This is a genomic window from Streptomyces sp. NBC_00654 (genome assembly GCF_026341775.1).
Taxonomy (GTDB): domain Bacteria; phylum Actinomycetota; class Actinomycetes; order Streptomycetales; family Streptomycetaceae; genus Streptomyces.
In genome coordinates, this window is record NZ_JAPEOB010000001.1 from 1704270 (window position 1) to 1721556 (window position 17287).

Annotated in this window: 12 protein-coding genes; 9 read left to right on the top strand and 3 right to left on the bottom strand. The window is 72.4% G+C overall.

What is annotated here, in order from left to right:
- Nucleotides 1–26: 26 nt before the first annotated feature.
- The 4 genes from OHA98_RS07470 to nudC all read left to right on the top strand — a co-directional run bounded on the left by OHA98_RS07470 (nt 27) and on the right by nudC (nt 9702).
- Nucleotides 27–3635 carry an ATP-dependent DNA helicase gene (locus tag OHA98_RS07470; RefSeq protein WP_266923595.1) on the top strand — a complete coding sequence of 1203 codons (3609 nt, stop codon included), beginning with the start codon at nt 27–29 and terminating at the stop codon, nt 3633–3635.
- Nucleotides 3636–3810: 175 nt separating this feature from the next.
- Nucleotides 3811–7284: an ATP-dependent helicase gene (locus tag OHA98_RS07475; protein ID WP_266923597.1), complete on the top strand. Its 3474-nt coding sequence runs from the start codon at nt 3811–3813 to the stop codon at nt 7282–7284.
- A gap of 10 nt (nt 7285–7294) precedes the next feature.
- Nucleotides 7295–8701 (top strand): dipeptidase, encoded by a 1407-nt coding sequence (locus OHA98_RS07480; RefSeq protein WP_266923599.1) that lies wholly within the window; start codon nt 7295–7297, stop codon nt 8699–8701.
- Between the two features lie 44 nt (nt 8702–8745).
- On the top strand, nt 8746–9702 hold the full coding sequence (gene nudC, locus OHA98_RS07485; RefSeq protein WP_266923601.1) for an NAD(+) diphosphatase: 957 nt from the start codon (nt 8746–8748) through the stop codon (nt 9700–9702).
- Between the two features lie 200 nt (nt 9703–9902).
- Here the strand turns inward: nudC and OHA98_RS07490 are convergent, their stop codons facing one another.
- Nucleotides 9903–10157, bottom strand: a complete 255-nt coding sequence (locus OHA98_RS07490; protein ID WP_266923603.1) for a glutaredoxin domain-containing protein — start codon at nt 10155–10157, stop codon at nt 9903–9905.
- A gap of 271 nt (nt 10158–10428) precedes the next feature.
- Between OHA98_RS07490 and OHA98_RS07495 the strand changes: the two genes are divergently transcribed.
- The 5 genes from OHA98_RS07495 (at nt 10429) to OHA98_RS07515 (ending at nt 14504) form a co-directional block, all read left to right on the top strand.
- On the top strand, nt 10429–12648 hold the full coding sequence (locus tag OHA98_RS07495; protein WP_266923605.1) for an ATP-dependent DNA helicase UvrD2: 2220 nt from the start codon (nt 10429–10431) through the stop codon (nt 12646–12648).
- A 166-nt stretch (nt 12649–12814) separates the two neighbouring features.
- Nucleotides 12815–13150: a hypothetical protein gene (locus tag OHA98_RS07500; RefSeq protein WP_266923607.1), complete on the top strand. Its 336-nt coding sequence runs from the start codon at nt 12815–12817 to the stop codon at nt 13148–13150.
- A 173-nt stretch (nt 13151–13323) separates the two neighbouring features.
- A complete protein-coding gene (locus OHA98_RS07505) occupies nt 13324–13701 on the top strand; it encodes a WhiB family transcriptional regulator (RefSeq protein ID WP_266923609.1) in 378 nt (125 codons plus the stop codon).
- Nucleotides 13698–14057 carry a hypothetical protein gene (locus OHA98_RS07510; protein ID WP_266923610.1) on the top strand — a complete coding sequence of 120 codons (360 nt, stop codon included), beginning with the start codon at nt 13698–13700 and terminating at the stop codon, nt 14055–14057. The genes OHA98_RS07505 and OHA98_RS07510 overlap by 4 nt, the downstream gene beginning before the upstream one ends.
- Nucleotides 14058–14237: 180 nt before the next feature.
- Nucleotides 14238–14504, top strand: coding sequence for a hypothetical protein (locus tag OHA98_RS07515; protein WP_266927967.1), 267 nt, complete (start codon nt 14238–14240; stop codon nt 14502–14504).
- 100 nt (nt 14505–14604) lie between these two features.
- Here the strand turns inward: OHA98_RS07515 and OHA98_RS07520 are convergent, their stop codons facing one another.
- Together OHA98_RS07520 and OHA98_RS07525 are read right to left on the bottom strand one after the other, a co-directional pair.
- Nucleotides 14605–16005, bottom strand: a complete 1401-nt coding sequence (locus OHA98_RS07520; protein ID WP_266923612.1) for an AarF/ABC1/UbiB kinase family protein — start codon at nt 16003–16005, stop codon at nt 14605–14607.
- A 64-nt stretch (nt 16006–16069) separates the two neighbouring features.
- Nucleotides 16070–17215 carry a TOMM precursor leader peptide-binding protein gene (locus OHA98_RS07525; protein ID WP_266923614.1) on the bottom strand — a complete coding sequence of 382 codons (1146 nt, stop codon included), beginning with the start codon at nt 17213–17215 and terminating at the stop codon, nt 16070–16072.
- Nucleotides 17216–17287 lie beyond the last annotated feature (72 nt).

The following is a 17287-nucleotide window of genomic DNA, read 5'->3' on the forward strand; positions in this document are numbered from 1 at the left end:
TACACCCACCAGGACCGGCGACCCACGTGAGTTCCTCCTTCTCCACCCGGCACAGTCCGCACCGTGAGTCACGGCAGCGGACCCCGGGCGCGTACCGACTGGTGCGTACCCCGCCGGGCTCCGTGGCTCCCCCCCTCCTGGACGCGAGCCAACGCGCGGTGGTTGACCACCGGGGCGGCCCGCTGCTGGTCCTCGCCGGACCGGGCACGGGCAAGACCACCACGCTCGTCGAGGCGGTGGCGGCGCGGGTGACGGCGGGTGCCGACCCGGCCCGCATCCTGGTCCTCACCTTCAGCCGCAAGGCGGCCGTGGAACTGCGCGACCGGATGGCGGCCCGGCTCGGCGCCGCCCGGGGCCCGCAGGCCACCACGTTCCACTCGTACTGCTACGCCCTGGTCCGGGCCCATCAGGACGCCGATCTCTTCGCCGATCCGCTGCGTCTGCTGTCCGGCCCGGAACAGGACGTCACCGTCCGCGAGCTGCTGGCCGGTCAGCTCGACCTGGAGAAGGCGGGCCTCGCCCACGTCCGCTGGCCGGACGAGCTGCGGGCCTGTCTGACCACCCGCGGGTTCGCCGACGAGGTGCGCGCGGTGCTGGCCCGCAGCCGCGAGCTGGGCCTCGGCCCGGACGCGCTGGCCGCCTTCGCGCGCCGTACCGGCCGCCCGGACTGGAGCGCGGCGGCGCAGTTCCTCGCGGAGTACCTGGACGTGCTCGACGCCCAGGGCGTCCTGGACTACGCGGAGCTGGTGCACCGCGCGGTGCTGCTCGCCGAGCGCCCCGAGGTGTCGGCGCTGCTGGCGGGGCAGTACGACGCGGTGTTCGTCGACGAGTACCAGGACACGGACCCGGCGCAGGTTCGGCTGCTGCACGCGCTGGCCGGCAACCGGGGCCGCGGTCCCGGCCGGGGCGGCGGCCGGACCCTGGTCGCCTTCGGCGACCCGGACCAGTCGATCTACACCTTCCGGGGCGCCGATGTGAACGGCATCCTCGACTTCCCCGAAGCCTTCCGGCGCGCCGACGGGGAGCCCGCCCCCGTCGGTGTCCTCACCACGTCGCGCCGCTCGGGCGCCGGACTCCTCGCCGCGACCCGGCTGCTCACCCGCCGGATGCCGCTGACCCGGCTCCCGTCCGGGAAGGTGCGCGCCCACCGCGAGCTCGCCGCCGTCCGCGAGGGCGGACGCGTCGAGACGTACACCTTCCCGACCGCGTCCACGGAGCTCGACAACATCGCGGACCTGCTGCGCCGCGCGCACCTGGAGGACGGGGTGCCGTGGCACGAGATGGCCGTGCTGGTACGGGCCGGAGGCCGCTCGATCCCCGCCGTCCGCCGTGCTCTGACCTCCGCCGGGGTGCCCCTGGAGGTGGACGGCGACGACGTGGCGCTGCGCCATGAACCCGCGCTCGCCCCGCTCCTGACCGCGCTGCGGGCCGTGGCCACGGCCGCGCTCCAGAGTCCGGCCGAGGACGGGGGCACGGAGGCGGAGGAGGCCGGAATCCGCACGGAGACCGACGCCGCCGGCGCCCACACGGAGACTGCCGGCGCCGACACCCGCACGGAGACCGACGCCGCCGGCGCCCGCACGGAGACTGTCGGCGCCGACACTCACACCGAGACCGAGACCGAGACCGAGACCGAGACCGAGACCGAGACCGAGACCGACACCGACACCGCCGACACCCACACCGAGACCGACACCCACGCGGCTCCCGGCCGGGGGGACGCGCAGGCCGCAGGTGCTGCCGCCCCCCGGGGACGGACGACCTGGCTGGACACCGAGACGGCCCTCACCCTCCTCACCTCCCCCCTCGGCTCCATGGACGCCGCCGATCTGCGCCGGCTCGGCCGGGCCCTGCGCGACGAGGAACGGGCCGCCGGGAACCGGGTTCCCGCGCCCTCCGGCGAACTGCTCGCCCGCGCACTCGCCGAGCCCGAACGCCTCGTCACGCACGACCCCGCGTACGCCCGCGGAGCCCAGCGCCTCGGCGCGCTCCTGCGCAAGGCCCGGGAGCTCCTCGAAGGCGGCGGCACCGCGGAGGAGGCCCTGTGGACCCTGTGGAACGGCACCCCCTGGCCGGGCAGACTGGAGCGGGCCGCGCTGCGCGGCGGCGCGGCCGGCCGCAACGCCGACCGTGATCTCGATGCCGTCTGCGGTCTCTTCGACACCGCCGCGCGCGCCGAGGAACGCACCGGCGGACGCGGGGCGCTCAACTTCCTGGAGGAGGTCGACGCCCAGGACATCGCCGCGGACACCCTGTCCGGGCGTACGGTGCGCCCCGACGCCGTACGCCTGATGACCGCGCACCGCTCCAAGGGCCTGGAATGGCGACTGGTCGTCATCGCCGGAGTGCAGGAGGGGCTCTGGCCCGACCTGCGCCGCCGGGGTTCCCTGCTGGAGGCGGACCGGATCGGCCGCGACGGCCTGGCAGAACCCCTCACGCCCGGTGCCCTGCTCGCCGAGGAACGCCGCCTCTTCTACGTCGCCGCGACCCGCGCCCGCGAACGCCTCGTCGTCACCGCCGTCAAGGCACCCGCCGACGACGGCGACCAGCCGTCCCGCTTCCTCACCGAGCTGGGGGTCGAGCCCCGCGATGTCACCGGCCGGCCCCGCCGCCCTCTCGCCGTCGCCGCGCTCGTCGCCGAACTCCGCGCCACGACGGTCGACCCCGGCGCTTCCGACGCCCTGCGCGACGCCGCCGCCCACCGGCTCGCCCGGCTCGCCGCGCTCACGGACGACGAGGGGCAGCCGCTCGTCCCCGCGGCCCATCCGTACCGGTGGTGGGGCCTGTACGAGCCGACCCGCTCCGCCGTACCGCTGCGCGACCGCGACCAGCCCGTCGCGCTCTCCGGCAGCGCTCTCGACCAGCTCGCCAACACCTGCTCCCTCCAGTGGTTCCTGGGGCGCGAGGTGAAGGCGGACGCCCCGGCGACCGCCGCGCAGGGCTTCGGCAACGTCGTCCACGTACTCGCGGACGAAGTGGCCTCCGGCCGCACCCCCGCCGACCTGGACGTCCTCATGGAACGCCTCGACTCCGTCTGGAACGGGCTGGTCTTCGACGCGCCGTGGAAGTCCGAGCAGGAGAAGGGCCAGGCCCGCGCCGCCCTCGAACGCTTCCTGCGCTGGCACGTCCTGGACCGGTCCGGCCGCACCCCCGCCGCCAGTGAGCACGGCTTCGACGTGACGCTCGAAGCGGGCGAGTACGCGGTCCGCATCCGGGGCTCCATGGACCTGGTCGAGCAGGATGCCGAGGGCCGGGCGTACGTCGTCGACTTCAAGACCGGCAAGCAGTCACCGACGAAGGACGAGGTGGCCGCCCACCCCCAGCTCGCCGTGTATCAGCTGGCCGTCCGGGAAGGCGCCCTCGACGATGTCTTCGACGGGCGGCGGCCGGACTCCGGCGGAGCCGAACTCGTCCAGCTGCGCCAGCCCGCCCCCAAGAAGGAGGGCGGCGACGCCCATCCCAAGGTCCAGGCCCAGGAACCGCTGTCGGGCGAGTGGGTCTCCGACCTGCTGGCGACGGCGGCCGGCCGGGTCCTGGACGAACGGTTCACGCCCACGACCGGCCAGCACTGCACCCACTGCACCTTCCGGGCCTCGTGCAGCGCGCAGCCGGAGGGCCGTCAGGTCGTGGAGTAGTCCTGAAGCAGTCCTGAAGCAGTCGTGACGTAGGGGAGCAGGGAGTATACGGAGCAGGGGCGCGGGAGGCCGAAGCGGGGAACGGCGGAGCCGGAGCAGGGGAACGGGCGCCGGAGGACCGGCAGGTTGTCAGTGGTGTCCGGACGTTGTCAGTGTGTCCGGTTACCGTTCTGGGGTGTCCTCACGTCTCACCGATCCCGAGCAGCTCAAGGAGCTCCTGGGGATTCCCTTCACTCCGGAGCAGATGGCCTGCATCACGGCGCCGCCCGCCCCGCAGGTGATCGTGGCCGGAGCCGGCTCGGGGAAGACCACGGTGATGGCGGCCCGCGTGGTCTGGCTGGTCGGGACCGGACAGGTCGCCCCCGAGCACGTCCTCGGCCTGACCTTCACCAACAAGGCGGCGGGCGAACTGGCCGAGCGGGTCCGCAAGGCCCTGGTCGCCGCCGGGGTCACCGACCCGGAGACCATCGACCCCGACCATCCGCCGGGCGAGCCCAGCATCTCCACGTACCACGCCTTCGCCGGCCGTCTCCTGACCGAACACGGTCTGCGCATCGGGCTCGAACCCACCACCCGCCTCCTGGCCGACGCCACCCGCTACCAGCTCGCCGCCCGGGTGCTGCGCGAGGCCCCCGGCCCGTATCCGGCACTGACCAGGTCGTTCCCCACCCTGGTCAGTGATCTGCTGGCCCTCGACGCCGAGCTGGCCGAACACCTCGTACGCCCCGAGGAGCTCGCGCGCCACGACACCGGTCTCCTCCGCACGCTGGAGACGGCCAGGCTCACCAACGCCGAGCTGCGCAAGATCCCCGAGACGGCCGCGGCCCGCCGCGAGCTCCTCGGACTGACCGAGCGGTACCGCACCGCCAAGCGCGGCCGGGACCTCCTCGACTTCGGCGACCAGATCGCCCTCTCCGCCGAGCTGGCCCTCACCCGGCCCGAGACCGGCGCCCTCCTCCGCGAGGAGTTCCGGGTCGTCCTGCTCGACGAGTACCAGGACACCTCCGTCGCCCAGCGCCTGCTGCTCTCCGCCCTCTTCGGCAACGGCCCCGAAGGAGCGACCGGCCACGCGGTGACCGCCGTCGGCGACCCCTGCCAGGCGATCTACGGCTGGCGCGGTGCCTCCGTCGCCAACCTCGACGACTTCCCCCTCCACTTCCCGCACCCCGACGGCACCCCCGCCACCCGCTACAGCCTCAGCGAGAACCGCCGCAGCGGCGGTCGTCTCCTGCACCTCGCCAACGGCCTCGCCGACCCGCTGCGGGCCATGCACGAAGGCGTCGAGGCACTGCGCCCCGCCCCCGGGGCCGAGCGTGACGGCACCGTGCGCTGCGCCCTGCTGCCCACCCACACCGAAGAGATCGACTGGCTCGCCGACTCGCTCGCCCATCTCGTCAGGACGGGCACACCGCCCGGCGAGATCGCCGTACTGTGCCGCACCGCCGGGGACTTCCCGCAGATCCAGGCCGCGCTCGTCGCCCGCGACATCCCGGTCGAGGTCGTCGGCCTCTCCGGACTCCTGCACCTGCCGGAGGTCGCGGATCTCGTCGCCGTCTGCGAAGTCCTCCAGGATCCGGGGGCCAACGCCGCCCTGGTCCGGCTGCTCACCGGACCGCGCTGGCGGATCGGGCCCCGTGACCTCGCGCTGCTCGGCCGCCGCGCCCGCCTGCTCGTCCACCACGCCGCCCACGCCGACGACGAGGACTTCGACCCAGACCGCCGCCTCGCGGAGGCCGTCGAAGGCATCGACCCGGCCGAGGTGATCTCGCTCGCCGACGCCCTGGACACCTTCCTGGTCACGGGCGACGGCCAGGACGACGGACTGCCGTTCTCCGCGGAGGCCCGCGTCCGCTTCGCCCACCTCGCCCGTGAGCTGCGCGATCTACGGCGTTCGCTGGCCGACCCCCTCATGGACGTACTGCACCGGGTCCTCGCCGCCACGGGCCTCGAAGTCGAGCTCTCCGCCTCCCCGCAGGCCCTCGCCGCCCGCCGCCGTGAGACCCTCGCCAACTTCCTCGACACGGCGGCGGGCTTCGCGGCCCTCGACGGCGAGGCCACCCTGCTGGCCTTCCTCGGCTTCCTGCGCACCGCCGCGCAGTACGAGAAGGGCCTGGACAACGCCCTGCCCGGCGGTGAGAACACCGTCAAGGTCCTCACCGCCCACAAGTCCAAGGGCCTGGAGTGGGACGTCGTCGCCGTTCCCGGACTGGTCACCGGGCAGTTCCCCAGCACCCAGTCGCGGGACGCCTGGACCTCGCAGTCCAAGGTGCTGCCGCACGCCCTGCGCGGAGACGCCGCCACCCTTCCGGAGATTCCCTCCTTCGACGCCAAGGGCCTCAAGGCGTTCAAGGAGGAGATGAAGGAGCACCAGCACACCGAGGAGCTCCGCCTCGGCTATGTCACCTTCACCCGCCCCCGCACGCTGCTCCTCGGCTCCGGCCACTGGTGGGGGCCGACCCAGAAGAAGACGCGCGGCCCGTCCGCCTTCCTCCACGCCCTGTACGAGCACTGCGCCGCCGGATACGGCGAGATCGAGGCCTGGGCGGACGAACCGGCCGACGACGAGGAGAACCCGGCGCTGGCTGAGCGGGACACCGATCAGGCCTGGCCGCTCCCGCTGGACGGCACCGCCCTGGCCCGCCGCCGCGCCGCCCGGGACACGGTGCTGGCCCACCTGGAGTCCCTGGCCGCCGCCGGCCCCGTACCCCCGGCCGGCGTTCCTTCCGAGCCGTCCTTCGACGACCCGTTCCCGGAACCGTACGACGACCGGGACCCGGACCCGTACGGCGATCCGTTCGCAGACCCGTTCGACGACCCAGTAGGAGGGGAGGACGTGGATGTGGACGTGGACGTGGACTGGGACGACCTTCCGGCCGAGCGCCCTGCGGCCCCGCACGTCCCCGCCGCGCGCCACGGTGACGACGGAGACCCGGTCCGCCCGGGACCGCTCACCCCGGAGGAGTCGCGCACCCTCGCCTCCTGGGACCGGGACCTGGACGCCCTGGCGGGCGAACTGCGCCGCGCCCGCGCCACCGTGCGCGATGTCCTCGTACCCGCGTCGCTCTCCGCCACCCAGCTGCTGCGCCTGGCCGAGGACCCCGACGCCTTCGCCCAGGAGCTGGCCCGGCCGATGCCGCGCCCGCCGCAGCCCGCTGCCCGCCGCGGCACCCGCTTCCACGCCTGGGTCGAGTCCCGGTTCGAGGAGCTGCCGCTGCCCATGCTCGGCCCCGACGAACTGCCCGGCGGGGACGGGCGCGACACGGAGATCGCCGACGAACGGGATCTCGCCGCGCTCAAGGAGGCGTTCGGGCGCACGGAGTACGCCCGCCGCACCCCGTACCGAGTGGAGACCCCGTTCCAGATCACGCTGGCGGGCCGGGTGATCCGGGGCCGTATCGACGCGGTCTACCGCACGGATGACACCTACGAGATCGTCGACTGGAAGACCGGCCGCCACCGCACGGCCGATCCGCTCCAGCTCGCGGTCTACCGCCTCGCCTGGGCGGAGCTGCACGATCTGCCGCTCGACTCGGTCACCGCGACGTTCCTCTACGTACGCAGCGGGGAGAGCGTCCGCCCCACCGGGCTGCCCGGCAGGGCGGAGCTGGAGCGGATCCTCCTGGACGAGCCACCCCCGCGGGGCCGATAGGCTCAACAGCATGAGCGACACCCCGGACAGCGCCGTCCGTACGTACACCGAGCAGCACCGCACAGCCTTCCTCGACGACCTCGCCGCGTGGCTGCGCATCCCGTCCGTATCCGCGCAGCCGGAGCACGACGGGGACGTACGGCGCAGCGCCGAGTGGCTGGCCGCCAAGTTCAAGGAGACCGGCTTCCCGGTCGCCGAGATCTGGGAGACCCCCGGCGCCCCGGCGGTCTTCGCCGAATGGCCCTCCGACGACCCGGACGCACCGACCGTCCTCGTCTACGGCCATCACGATGTGCAGCCCGCGGCCCGCGAGGACGGCTGGGACACCGACCCGTTCGAGCCGGTGATCCGCGACGGCCGGATGTACGGGCGCGGCGCGGCCGACGACAAGGGCCAGGTGTTCTTCCACACCCTGGGCGTCCGGGCCCACCTCGCCGTCACCGGCCGGACCAGCCCCGCCGTCCACCTCAAGTTCCTGATCGAGGGCGAGGAGGAGTCGGGGTCGCCGCACTTCCGCGCCCTGGCCGAACAGCGGGCCACCCGCCTCGCCGCCGACGCGGTGATCGTCTCCGACACCGGCATGTGGGACGAGACGACCCCGACCGTCTGCACCGGGATGCGCGGCCTGGCCGAGTGCGAGATCGAGCTGTACGGCCCCGCGCAGGACATCCACTCCGGTTCGTTCGGCGGTGCCGTCCCCAACCCGGCGACCGCCATGGCCCGCCTCGTCGCGGCCCTCCACGACGATCAGGGACGCGTCGCCGTCCCCGGCTTCTACGACGGTGTGGCGGAGCTCACCGACACCGAGCGGGCCCTCTTCGCCGAGCTGCCGTTCGACGAGGCCACCTGGCTGCGTACGGCCGGGTCGCGGGCCGCGCACGGCGAGGCCGGCTACTCCACGCTGGAGCGCATCTGGGCCCGCCCCACCGCCGAGGTCAACGGCATCGGCGGCGGCTACCAGGGCGCGGGCAGCAAGACGATCATCCCTTCCTCGGCCATGGTGAAGATCAGCTTCCGGCTGGTCGCGGGCCAGGAGCCGGAGCACGTCCAGCAGGCGGTGCGGGCCTGGGCGCAGACGCGGATCCCGGACGGTGTCCGGCACCGCATCACGTTCTCGCCCGCGACCCGCCCCTGTCTGACCCCGCTGGACCACCCCGCCCTCCAGGCCGTGGCCCGCGCGATGGGCAAGGCCTTCGGCAAGAAGATCCTCTTCACCCGTGAAGGAGGCTCGGGCCCGGCCGCGGATCTCCAGGACGTCCTCGGCGCACCCGTCCTCTTCCTCGGCATCTCCGTGCCGTCCGACGGCTGGCACGCCCCCAACGAGAAGGTCGAACTGGATCTTCTGCTCAAGGGCGTGGAGACGACCGCCCATCTGTGGGACGAGCTGAGGGGCTCGCTGCCCGCGGCACTCCGCTGAATCCTCTGAACACCCGATCCATCCCGGGGGAGTAGGAAGCACCTGTGAGCACCTTCGACAACGCCACCGCAGACCGCCCGATCGGTCTCACCGCGCCCAGCGGCATCGACCGCGCGGCACATCACCGCCTCGACGAGGCCTGGCTGTCCGTCGCCTGGAGCCACCCGACGACAAGGGTCTTCGTCGTCTCGGGCGGGCAGGTGCTGATCGACGACACCGCCGACGGCGGCACCGAGATCGTCATGACTCCGGCCTTCGAGGCGCCGGTCACCGAGACCCACCGCTACTTCCTCGGCACCGACGAGGACGGCGTCAGCTACTTCGCACTCCAGAAGGACTCCCTGCCCGGCCGCATGGACCAGTCGGCGCGCCCGGCGGGCCTGCGCGAGGCAGGACTGCTCCTCGGCCCCCGCGACGCGGGTCTGATGGTGCACGCGGTCGCCCTGGAGAACTGGCAGCGTCTGCACCGCTTCTGCTCCCGCTGCGGAGAGCGCACCGTGATCGCGGCGGCCGGGCACATCCGCCGCTGCCAGGCCTGCGGCGCGGAGCACTACCCGCGTACCGACCCGGCCGTGATCATGCTGGTCACGGACGACCAGGACCGCGCCCTGCTCGGCCGCCAGGTGCACTGGCCGGAGGGCCGCTTCTCGACGCTCGCCGGTTTTGTGGAGCCGGGGGAGTCGATCGAGCAGTCCGTGGCGCGCGAGGTGTACGAGGAGGCGGGCGTCACGGTCGGCGAGGTCGAGTACATCGCCAGTCAGCCCTGGCCCTTCCCGTCCAGCCTGATGCTCGGTTTCATGGCGCGGGCGACCTCGTCGGAGATCAATGTGGACGGCGAGGAGATCGAGGAGGCCCGCTGGTTCTCCCGCGAGGACCTCACGGCCGCCTTCGAGTCGGGCGAGATCCTGCCCCCGTTCGGCATCTCGATCGCGGCCCGCTTGATCGAGCTCTGGTACGGCAAGCCGCTGCCGAGGCCCGGAACCGCGACCCGGAAGAACTGACCCGGGCCGGTCCCTTCCCGGTCGACGCGGGCGGAGCACGGCCCGACCGGAGCACGGCCCGCTCGGAAACGGGCCCGCTCGGAACCCGGCCCGCTCGGAACCCGGCCCGCTCGGAACCCGACCGCCCCCAGCACACGACTGCCCCCTGCGGCGGGTGCCGAAGGGGGCAGACCGGTGGAGCCGGCGCCGGAGCTGGAGCGTCAGGCGGCCAGGGCCTGCTTCACCTGGGCCAGCGAGGGGTTCGTCATGACCGACTCGGTGCCGGAGGGCGCGACGATGAGAAGCGTCGGAACCGTCTGGTTTCCGCCATTCGCCTTCTCGACGAACGCCGCCGACTCCGGGTCCTGCTCGATGTTGACCTCGGTGTACGCGATGCCTTCGCGGTCCATCTGACCCTTCAGCCGGCGGCAGTAGCCGCACCACGTGGTGCTGTACATCGTCACAGTGCCCGGCATGTCGCTGGTGCTCCTCTGTCTCGTCCGGCTCGCTGCACAAGCCGGCGGCTGAAAAATATGTGCGTTCCCGCACGGTCTGAACGCACGGGACCCGCCCACCATTCCCGCGGCGGCCGGGCACGGGCCGGGTAAGGCCCATGGGGAGGCCCGGTACGGCCCGGGAGAGGCCCGGGGCGACGGAGGGCCGGTAGCCCGGGAACCAGTACGACAGAAACACCACCCCTGTGGACAACTTCCGCACCCGCCCCGTGCGACCTGGCAGCATGGCGGGGTGACAGCAGCAACGCACTCCACCCTCTTCCCCCAGGTTCCCGAGTCGCCGGACGCGGTGCTCGACGGGCTCGACCCCGAGCAGCGCGAGGTGGCCCTGGCCCTGCACGGACCCGTGTGTGTGCTGGCCGGAGCCGGTACGGGCAAGACGCGGGCGATCACGCATCGCATCGCGTACGGGGTGCGGGCCGGGATCCTCCAGCCGACGACCGTGCTTGCCGTCACGTTCACCAACCGGGCCGCGGGGGAGATGCGGGGCCGCCTCCGGCAGCTCGGCGCCACGGGGGTGCAGGCCCGGACCTTCCACTCCGCGGCGCTGCGCCAGCTCCAGTACTTCTGGCCGAAAGTAGTCGGTGGCGAGCTGCCCCGGCTGCTGGAACGCAAGGTGCAACTGGTCGCCGAGGCGGCGGCCCGCTGCCAGATCCGGCTCGACCGCAATGAGCTGCGGGACGTCACGAGCGAGATCGAGTGGGCCAAGGTCACCCAGACCGTGCCCGCCGACTACCCGGCGGCGGTGGCCAAGACCCAGCGGGACGCCCCGCGCGACCCGGCGGAGCTCTCCCAGATCTACGCGATGTACGAGCAGCTGAAGCGAGACCGCTCAGTGATCGACTTCGAGGACGTGCTCCTCCTCACCGTCGGCATCCTCCAGGACCGGCACGACATCGCCGACCACGTGCGCGGTCAGTACCAGCACTTCGTGGTCGACGAGTACCAGGACGTCAGCCCGCTCCAGCAGCGTCTGCTCGACCTCTGGGTCGGCGACCGGGACAATCTGTGTGTCGTCGGCGACGCCAGCCAGACGATCTACTCCTTCACCGGGGCCACCCCCGATCATCTGCTGAACTTCCGCACCCGCCATCCCCACGCGACGCTGGTCAAGCTGGTGCGCGACTACCGCTCCACCCCACAGGTCGTCCACCTCGCCAACGGCCTGCTCAGTCACGCCCGCGGCAAGGCGGCCGAGCACCGGCTCGAACTGGTCTCGCAGCGCGACAAGGGCCCCGAACCCTCCTACACGGAGTACGCGGACGAACCCACCGAGGCCGAGGGCACCGCCCGCCGCATCCGCGACCTGATCGCCGCGGGCGTCCCGGCCGGTGAGATCGCCGTGCTCTACCGGGTCAACTCGCAGTCCGAGGTCTATGAACAGGCGCTCGCGGACGCGGGTGTGCCCTACCAGCTGCGTGGCGCGGAGCGGTTCTTCGAGCGCGCGGAGGTACGGGAGGCGGGCATGGCGCTGCGGGGCGCGGCGCGCGCCGGGGGCAACGACTCGCTGCTCGACCTGGCGGAGGGCCTGCCTTCCCAGGTGCGTGCGGTGCTTTCCACCAAGGGCTGGACCAGCAGGCCGCCCGCCGGCTCCGGAGCGGTGCGGGACAAGTGGGAGTCCCTGGCCGCGCTGGTACGGCTCGCCGAGGACTTCGAGGCGGCCAGGCCCGGGGCGACCCTCTCCGACCTGGTCATGGAGCTCGACGAACGGGCCGCGGCCCAGCACGCCCCCACGGTCCAGGGAGTCACCCTCGCCTCGCTGCACTCGGCGAAGGGCCTGGAATGGGACGCCGTGTTCCTGGTCGGCCTCACCGAGGGCATGATGCCGATCGCGTACGCCAAGACCGACGAGCAGGTCGAGGAGGAGCGGCGCCTGCTGTACGTCGGGGTCACCCGGGCCCGCTTCCACCTCTCGCTGTCCTGGGCGGTTTCCCGTTCGCCCGGCGGCCGCGCGAGCCGTCGTCCGAGCCGCTTCCTCAACGGGCTGCGGCCCGGCTCCGCGACGCCCGGCGCCCGGGGCGGCGGTGCGGGGGGCGCGGGCGGCATCGACCGCGGCTCCGGTACGGCCGGCGGCGGTCAGGCGCCGGTGGTCCGGCGGAAGCACCGGGGCCCCGTGCGCTGCCGGGTCTGCGGCAGGACGCTCACCGAGGCCGGTGAGATGAAGCTGATGCGCTGCGAGGACTGCCCGTCCGACATGGACGAGGCGCTGTACGAGCGTCTGCACGGCTGGCGCGCGGGCCAGGCGAAGGAGCTGGGGCAGCCCGCCTACTGTGTGTTCACCGACAAGACCCTGATGGCGATCGCCGAGGCGGTCCCGGGCAGTGAGGGCGAGCTGGTCGTCATCGCCGGAGTCGGCAACCGGAAGCTGATCCGCTTCGGGGCCGATGTCCTGGCCATCTGCGCAGGTGAAGCGGTGGATGAGGAAGGCGGGAAGAGTGACGGGGAGCAGTGAGGAAAACTCGTCGAGAAAATAGTTTGCGCCTGCCCCAGTCATCACCATAGGTTCTTAACCACGGGAACAGCGTCTTCTCTGAAGCCCTGATTCCGTGCTGTACTTATCCGAATACGCAGGACCGGTTCCGGCCGGTCCCCTGAGACGCCGAGAGGAGGCGATTCCTGTGATCAGCATCACCAACACCATCAAAATGACCGATCGCTCGGTCGTCTCCGCCTGCTCGCTCGGCCTCGCCTGCTCTTCGGAATCCTCGCTTCGTGGCACCGGTCTGTCCGGCATCTCCATCTCCGCCGTCAGCCCGCTGTCCCCGGCAAGCCTCCCCGTGACGCGGGATCGCAATGAGCGACCGATCCAGGCACCGGCGGCAGCAGTAGCGAAGGCGACACAGGCTCAGGCCTATGCCTTTGCGGCAGTCGGTGCCGGAGCCAAGCAGCAGACGACGCAGCACCACACGATGTGGGCCTTCCGTGGGCCTGAACCCTGGAGTGATCCAGCCTGATCCAGCATCAGGCCGGCGCCTTCAGGGCCGCGGAACCCCACTCGGGATCCGCGGCCCTTTTGTTTTGTCCGAACGGATGAGACGCGACGAAGGAGCCTCGGGACAAGCAGTACCTGGTACCAGCCGCCAACCGGCCAACAGGCCGGCACGACCAGACGAGGACACCACCCACCGTGCAACTCGAAGCGCACGCCCCGTCCGTACCGCCTTCCGACACGATCTCCCCGCCCGGCCTCACGGAGGACTCCACCTTGACCACGCTCGCCCCGCTCACCTCGCTCACCGCGCTCGACGACGCCATCGAGAACCTCGGTGTGCCCGTCCCCTGCCGTTCCTACGACCCGGAGGTCTTCTTCGCCGAGTCGCCGGCCGATGTCGAGTACGCCAAGACCCTCTGCCGGACCTGCCCGCTCGTCGAGGCCTGCCTCGCCGGTGCCAAGGAGCGGCGCGAGCCGTGGGGCGTGTGGGGTGGCGAGCTCTTCGTGCAGGGCGTCGTCGTCGCCCGCAAGCGGCCGCGTGGTCGTCCGCGCAAGAACCCGGTCGCAGCGTGACCGCCGGCCTGGGGGTCAAGGCCCCCACACGAGTGAAGCGCCTCGGAACCATCGACCGTCCCCAGACCCATGACCCCCGGAATCAGGCACCAATGATCACCCCCACGAAGGAGCCCGTCGGCTCCGCCACCCCCGACGTCACCATCATCGGCGCGAACGACTCGCGTCAGAACAGGACCCGCGAGATGCAACTCATCCCAGAAGCCCTGGCTCGTGCGCATATGCACGACCGCCTGAGGGAAGCCGAGGCCGGCCGTCAGGTCGTGCGCCTGGTGACCGCCAGGCGGATGCAGCGCCGTGCGGAGCGCGCCTCGATGCGCGCCCGCCGTGCGCTGGCCATGGCTGTCATGCACTGACGGTGGGTACCCCTCCGGCCTGACGGCCGGGAACGGGGCACCCACCGGAAACACCCGGCTGCCCGGCAACCGCTCTGCCCGGTGAGCAGCCACCACCCCCACCGCGGGGCCGTCCGAACAGGACGGCCCCGCGGTGCGTTGTGCCGCGGGCGCATCGAGCCCCGGCGCTATCGTCACGAGGTGGACGAGGAAACGCATCCCCCGGAACAGCCGGAACCGCCCGAACAACGAGAACCGCCAGAACAGCGCGAACCGCCGGAACCGCCCGAACAGCCGGACGCCGAACCTGTGGTGTGTGCTCGCTGCGGTGCTGCCGCCGAGGGCGGGAGCGCTCCGCCGACCTGGATCTGTTCCGTGGAGAACGGCGTCCGCCACTACTTCTGTGACGACTGCGCCCGCAAGCACATCAGGTCCATCGAAAGCCGCCTCGACTCCGACTGGTGGTGACCCGGCCCCTCAACAGCCCGGCTCACCCCGCCCCCGCGAACCTGTGAGCTGGTGGACTCGTGAGCCCGCGGCCGTGTGGCCCCACGTCCGCCCCCGCCGGCTACGCCTCCACGACCGCATCCCGCTGCTCGGCCGCCTCCGCCTCCGCCTCCACCTCCTCGTACTCCGCGAGGAAACCCGGCAGCCAGGATTCGAGCTCGTCCCGCAGCCGGACCGTCGCCCCCAACTGGCACAGCACGCCGATTGTGCTCAGCGTCACCCGGTGTATCAGCAGGTAGGACGGCGGAAGATTCAGCTGCTTTCCCAGCTGGTGCGCGGGGGAGCGAGGGTCGGCGATCCGGGCGGCCTGGGTGCGCAGCCAGGTGCGGGTGAAGGTGAACTCGTCCCTCTGCGCCGGTTCGATGATCGGGAGCAGATAGTCGAGCACCGCATCCGGTGCGAGGCTGATCGAGTCCTTGACGAAACCCTCTTCCCGCAGCCGTTCGTACACCGCCTCGGCATCGCCCTCCAGCGTCAGCCGCAGGGAATCGCCGATGGTCTGCGGCAGCCCGCCCGGCAGCCGGTCCACCGTCCCGAAGTCCAGCACCCCCAGCCGCCACTGCCCGCAATCGCCTTCCCCAGCCTCCGGGGGCAGCAGCCGGAAGTTGCCCGGATGGGGGTCGGCGTGGAGCAGGCCGGTACGTGCCGGGCCGGAGAAGAGGAAGCGGGCCAGCAGCTGGCCCGCGCGGTCCCGTTGCTCCGGCGTTCCCTCCGCGATCACCTCGGACAGCGGGATTCCCTCGATCCACTCCGTCACCAGCACCTGGTCCGACTGGTGCACCACACCCGGGATCACCACATCGGGATCGTCCTCGAACTCCGAGGCGTGCTCCCGCTGGGCCCGCGCCTCCAGTTCGTAGTCCAGCTCCTCCGACACCCGGTCGCGCAGCTCCTTGATGAGGGGCTTGATGTCCATTCCGGGAATCAACGGGCCGAGCAGCCGGGCGAAGCGGCTGAGCTGCGCGAGGTCCGAGAGAAGCGCCTCACCCGCGCCCGGATACTGCACCTTCACGGCGACCGCCCGGCCGTCGTGCCACACCGCGCGGTGCACCTGTCCGATCGAAGCCGCGGCCGACGGCTTGTCGTCGAACTCGGCGAACAGCTCCCGCCAGTCCTCGCCGAGCCGTTCCGCGAGCACTCCGTGGACGGTGCGGGTCGGCATCGGCGGTGCCGCTTCCTGAAGCTTGGTGAGCGCGGCCCGGTAGGGTCCGGCGACCTCTTCGGGCAGGGCCGACTCGAAGACCGAGAGGGCCTGGCCGAGTTTCATGGCCCCGCCCTTCAGCTCGCCCAGGGTCTTGAACAGTTGATCCGCGGTGCGCTGCTGTACCTCGCGGGCGACGAGCTCGGCGGACTTGCCGCCGATCCGCTTGCCCAGGCCCCAGGTGGCACGGCCGGCGAAGCCGAGCGGGAGAGCGGCCAGTTTGGCGGTACGAGTGACCGCCTTCCGGGGAAGATCAGACATGTGCCCCTCCAGTTCCCAGACTGCCGTGCCGCTCGAGCCTTCGGTGTCACTCCGTCGACGGCGGTCACCCGGCCATTGTGTCGCGCGCCGGCCCGGCCTCGGAGGTCAGTTCCCCCTCAGTCTGCCCGGCCGCACCACAGAGACAGTCGTGATGCGGTCCGATCCGCTCCGAGCGCCAGTCCAACAGCGGCAGCGCGGCCTCCCAGCGGGCCCCCGTACTCGCGGGCAGTTCGCCGTCCAGGAAGGACAGCGCGTGCGCCGCGGCCAGACCGGCCACCGCCGTCGCCAGCCCCAGATCGCAGGCCGGCACCGCGCCCCGTCGGCCGGACCGCCACTGCGTCAGCATCCTCGGCCACTGCGGGTCCTGGTCCGCCCGACGCAGCGCCAGGCAGCCGGCGCAGCCCGTTCCCCCCGGCAGGACGAGCGGCCCGACCACTCCGGTCGCCTCGATCACCCCCGCGTACAGATGAGGAGTGCCCGAAGAGATCCAGGGCCCGGCCCCGTCCGGGTCCGGTGCGTACACCGCGAGGCCGTCCCTGGGGGCGACGACGATCAGCGACAGGCCGGGCGGGCCGCTCTCCGGCGGCCGGTCCGCCTCCGCCGCGCGGGAGGCACCGGCGACCGCGGAGCGGCGGACCAGCTGACGGGCGGCGGTGTCCCGCCGCTCCCCGACCGCCGCTGCCGGAAGACCGCCCGGGGCGATGTCCCACGGCTCGGTGCGTCCACCGTCCAGGACTTCCACCAGGCCCACTCCCGAGCCGGACAGCACTGCGGCGATCGCGGCACCGACCCGGCCCGCACCCCGTACCTGGACCCGCATGGCCCGCCGGGCCGCGAGCCGCCGAAGCCCGCTGCCCGGCTCCGGATGGACCACGGAGAGTGAGGCCACATCCGGGCGCTGCCGCTCCATGGCATCGGCCCGGAGCCGCAGGGCGTCCGCCTCCGGGCCGCCTGCCCGTGGATCGTCCAGCAACCCGGCGTCCGTCAACCTCCGCACGAGAAGGTCCACATGACGGTCCGACAGATCCAGTGCGCGGGCCTCTTCACGGAGCAGCGGCAGACCGCGTGTGCCGTCGAGCAGTTCCAGAAAACTGCCGGTGGCGATATCCATCGGCCCCAGCGTCACCGCGTGCGCGGGCGTCACACCGAATTGCACGGTGTTCCGCCCACGCCATGCCCGGCGCAGCGCGGGCTTCAGCATCGGATGCATGACTTCTCCCCCGGTCGATCCGCAGTTCCGTAGATCCGTTGTCAGAATGCAGGCCGGAGGCAAGACGTGCGA

Excerpts from the sequence above, each read along its gene's own strand:
- OHA98_RS07480 (WP_266923599.1), top strand. The coding sequence starts at position 7,295 with ATGAGCGACACCCCGGACAGCGCCGTCCGTACGTACACCGAGCAGCAC.
- OHA98_RS07490 (WP_266923603.1), bottom strand. The coding sequence starts at position 10,157 with ATGCCGGGCACTGTGACGATGTACAGCACCACGTGGTGCGGCTACTGC.
- OHA98_RS07520 (WP_266923612.1), bottom strand. The coding sequence starts at position 16,005 with ATGTCTGATCTTCCCCGGAAGGCGGTCACTCGTACCGCCAAACTGGCC.
- OHA98_RS07525 (WP_266923614.1), bottom strand. The coding sequence starts at position 17,215 with ATGCATCCGATGCTGAAGCCCGCGCTGCGCCGGGCATGGCGTGGGCGG.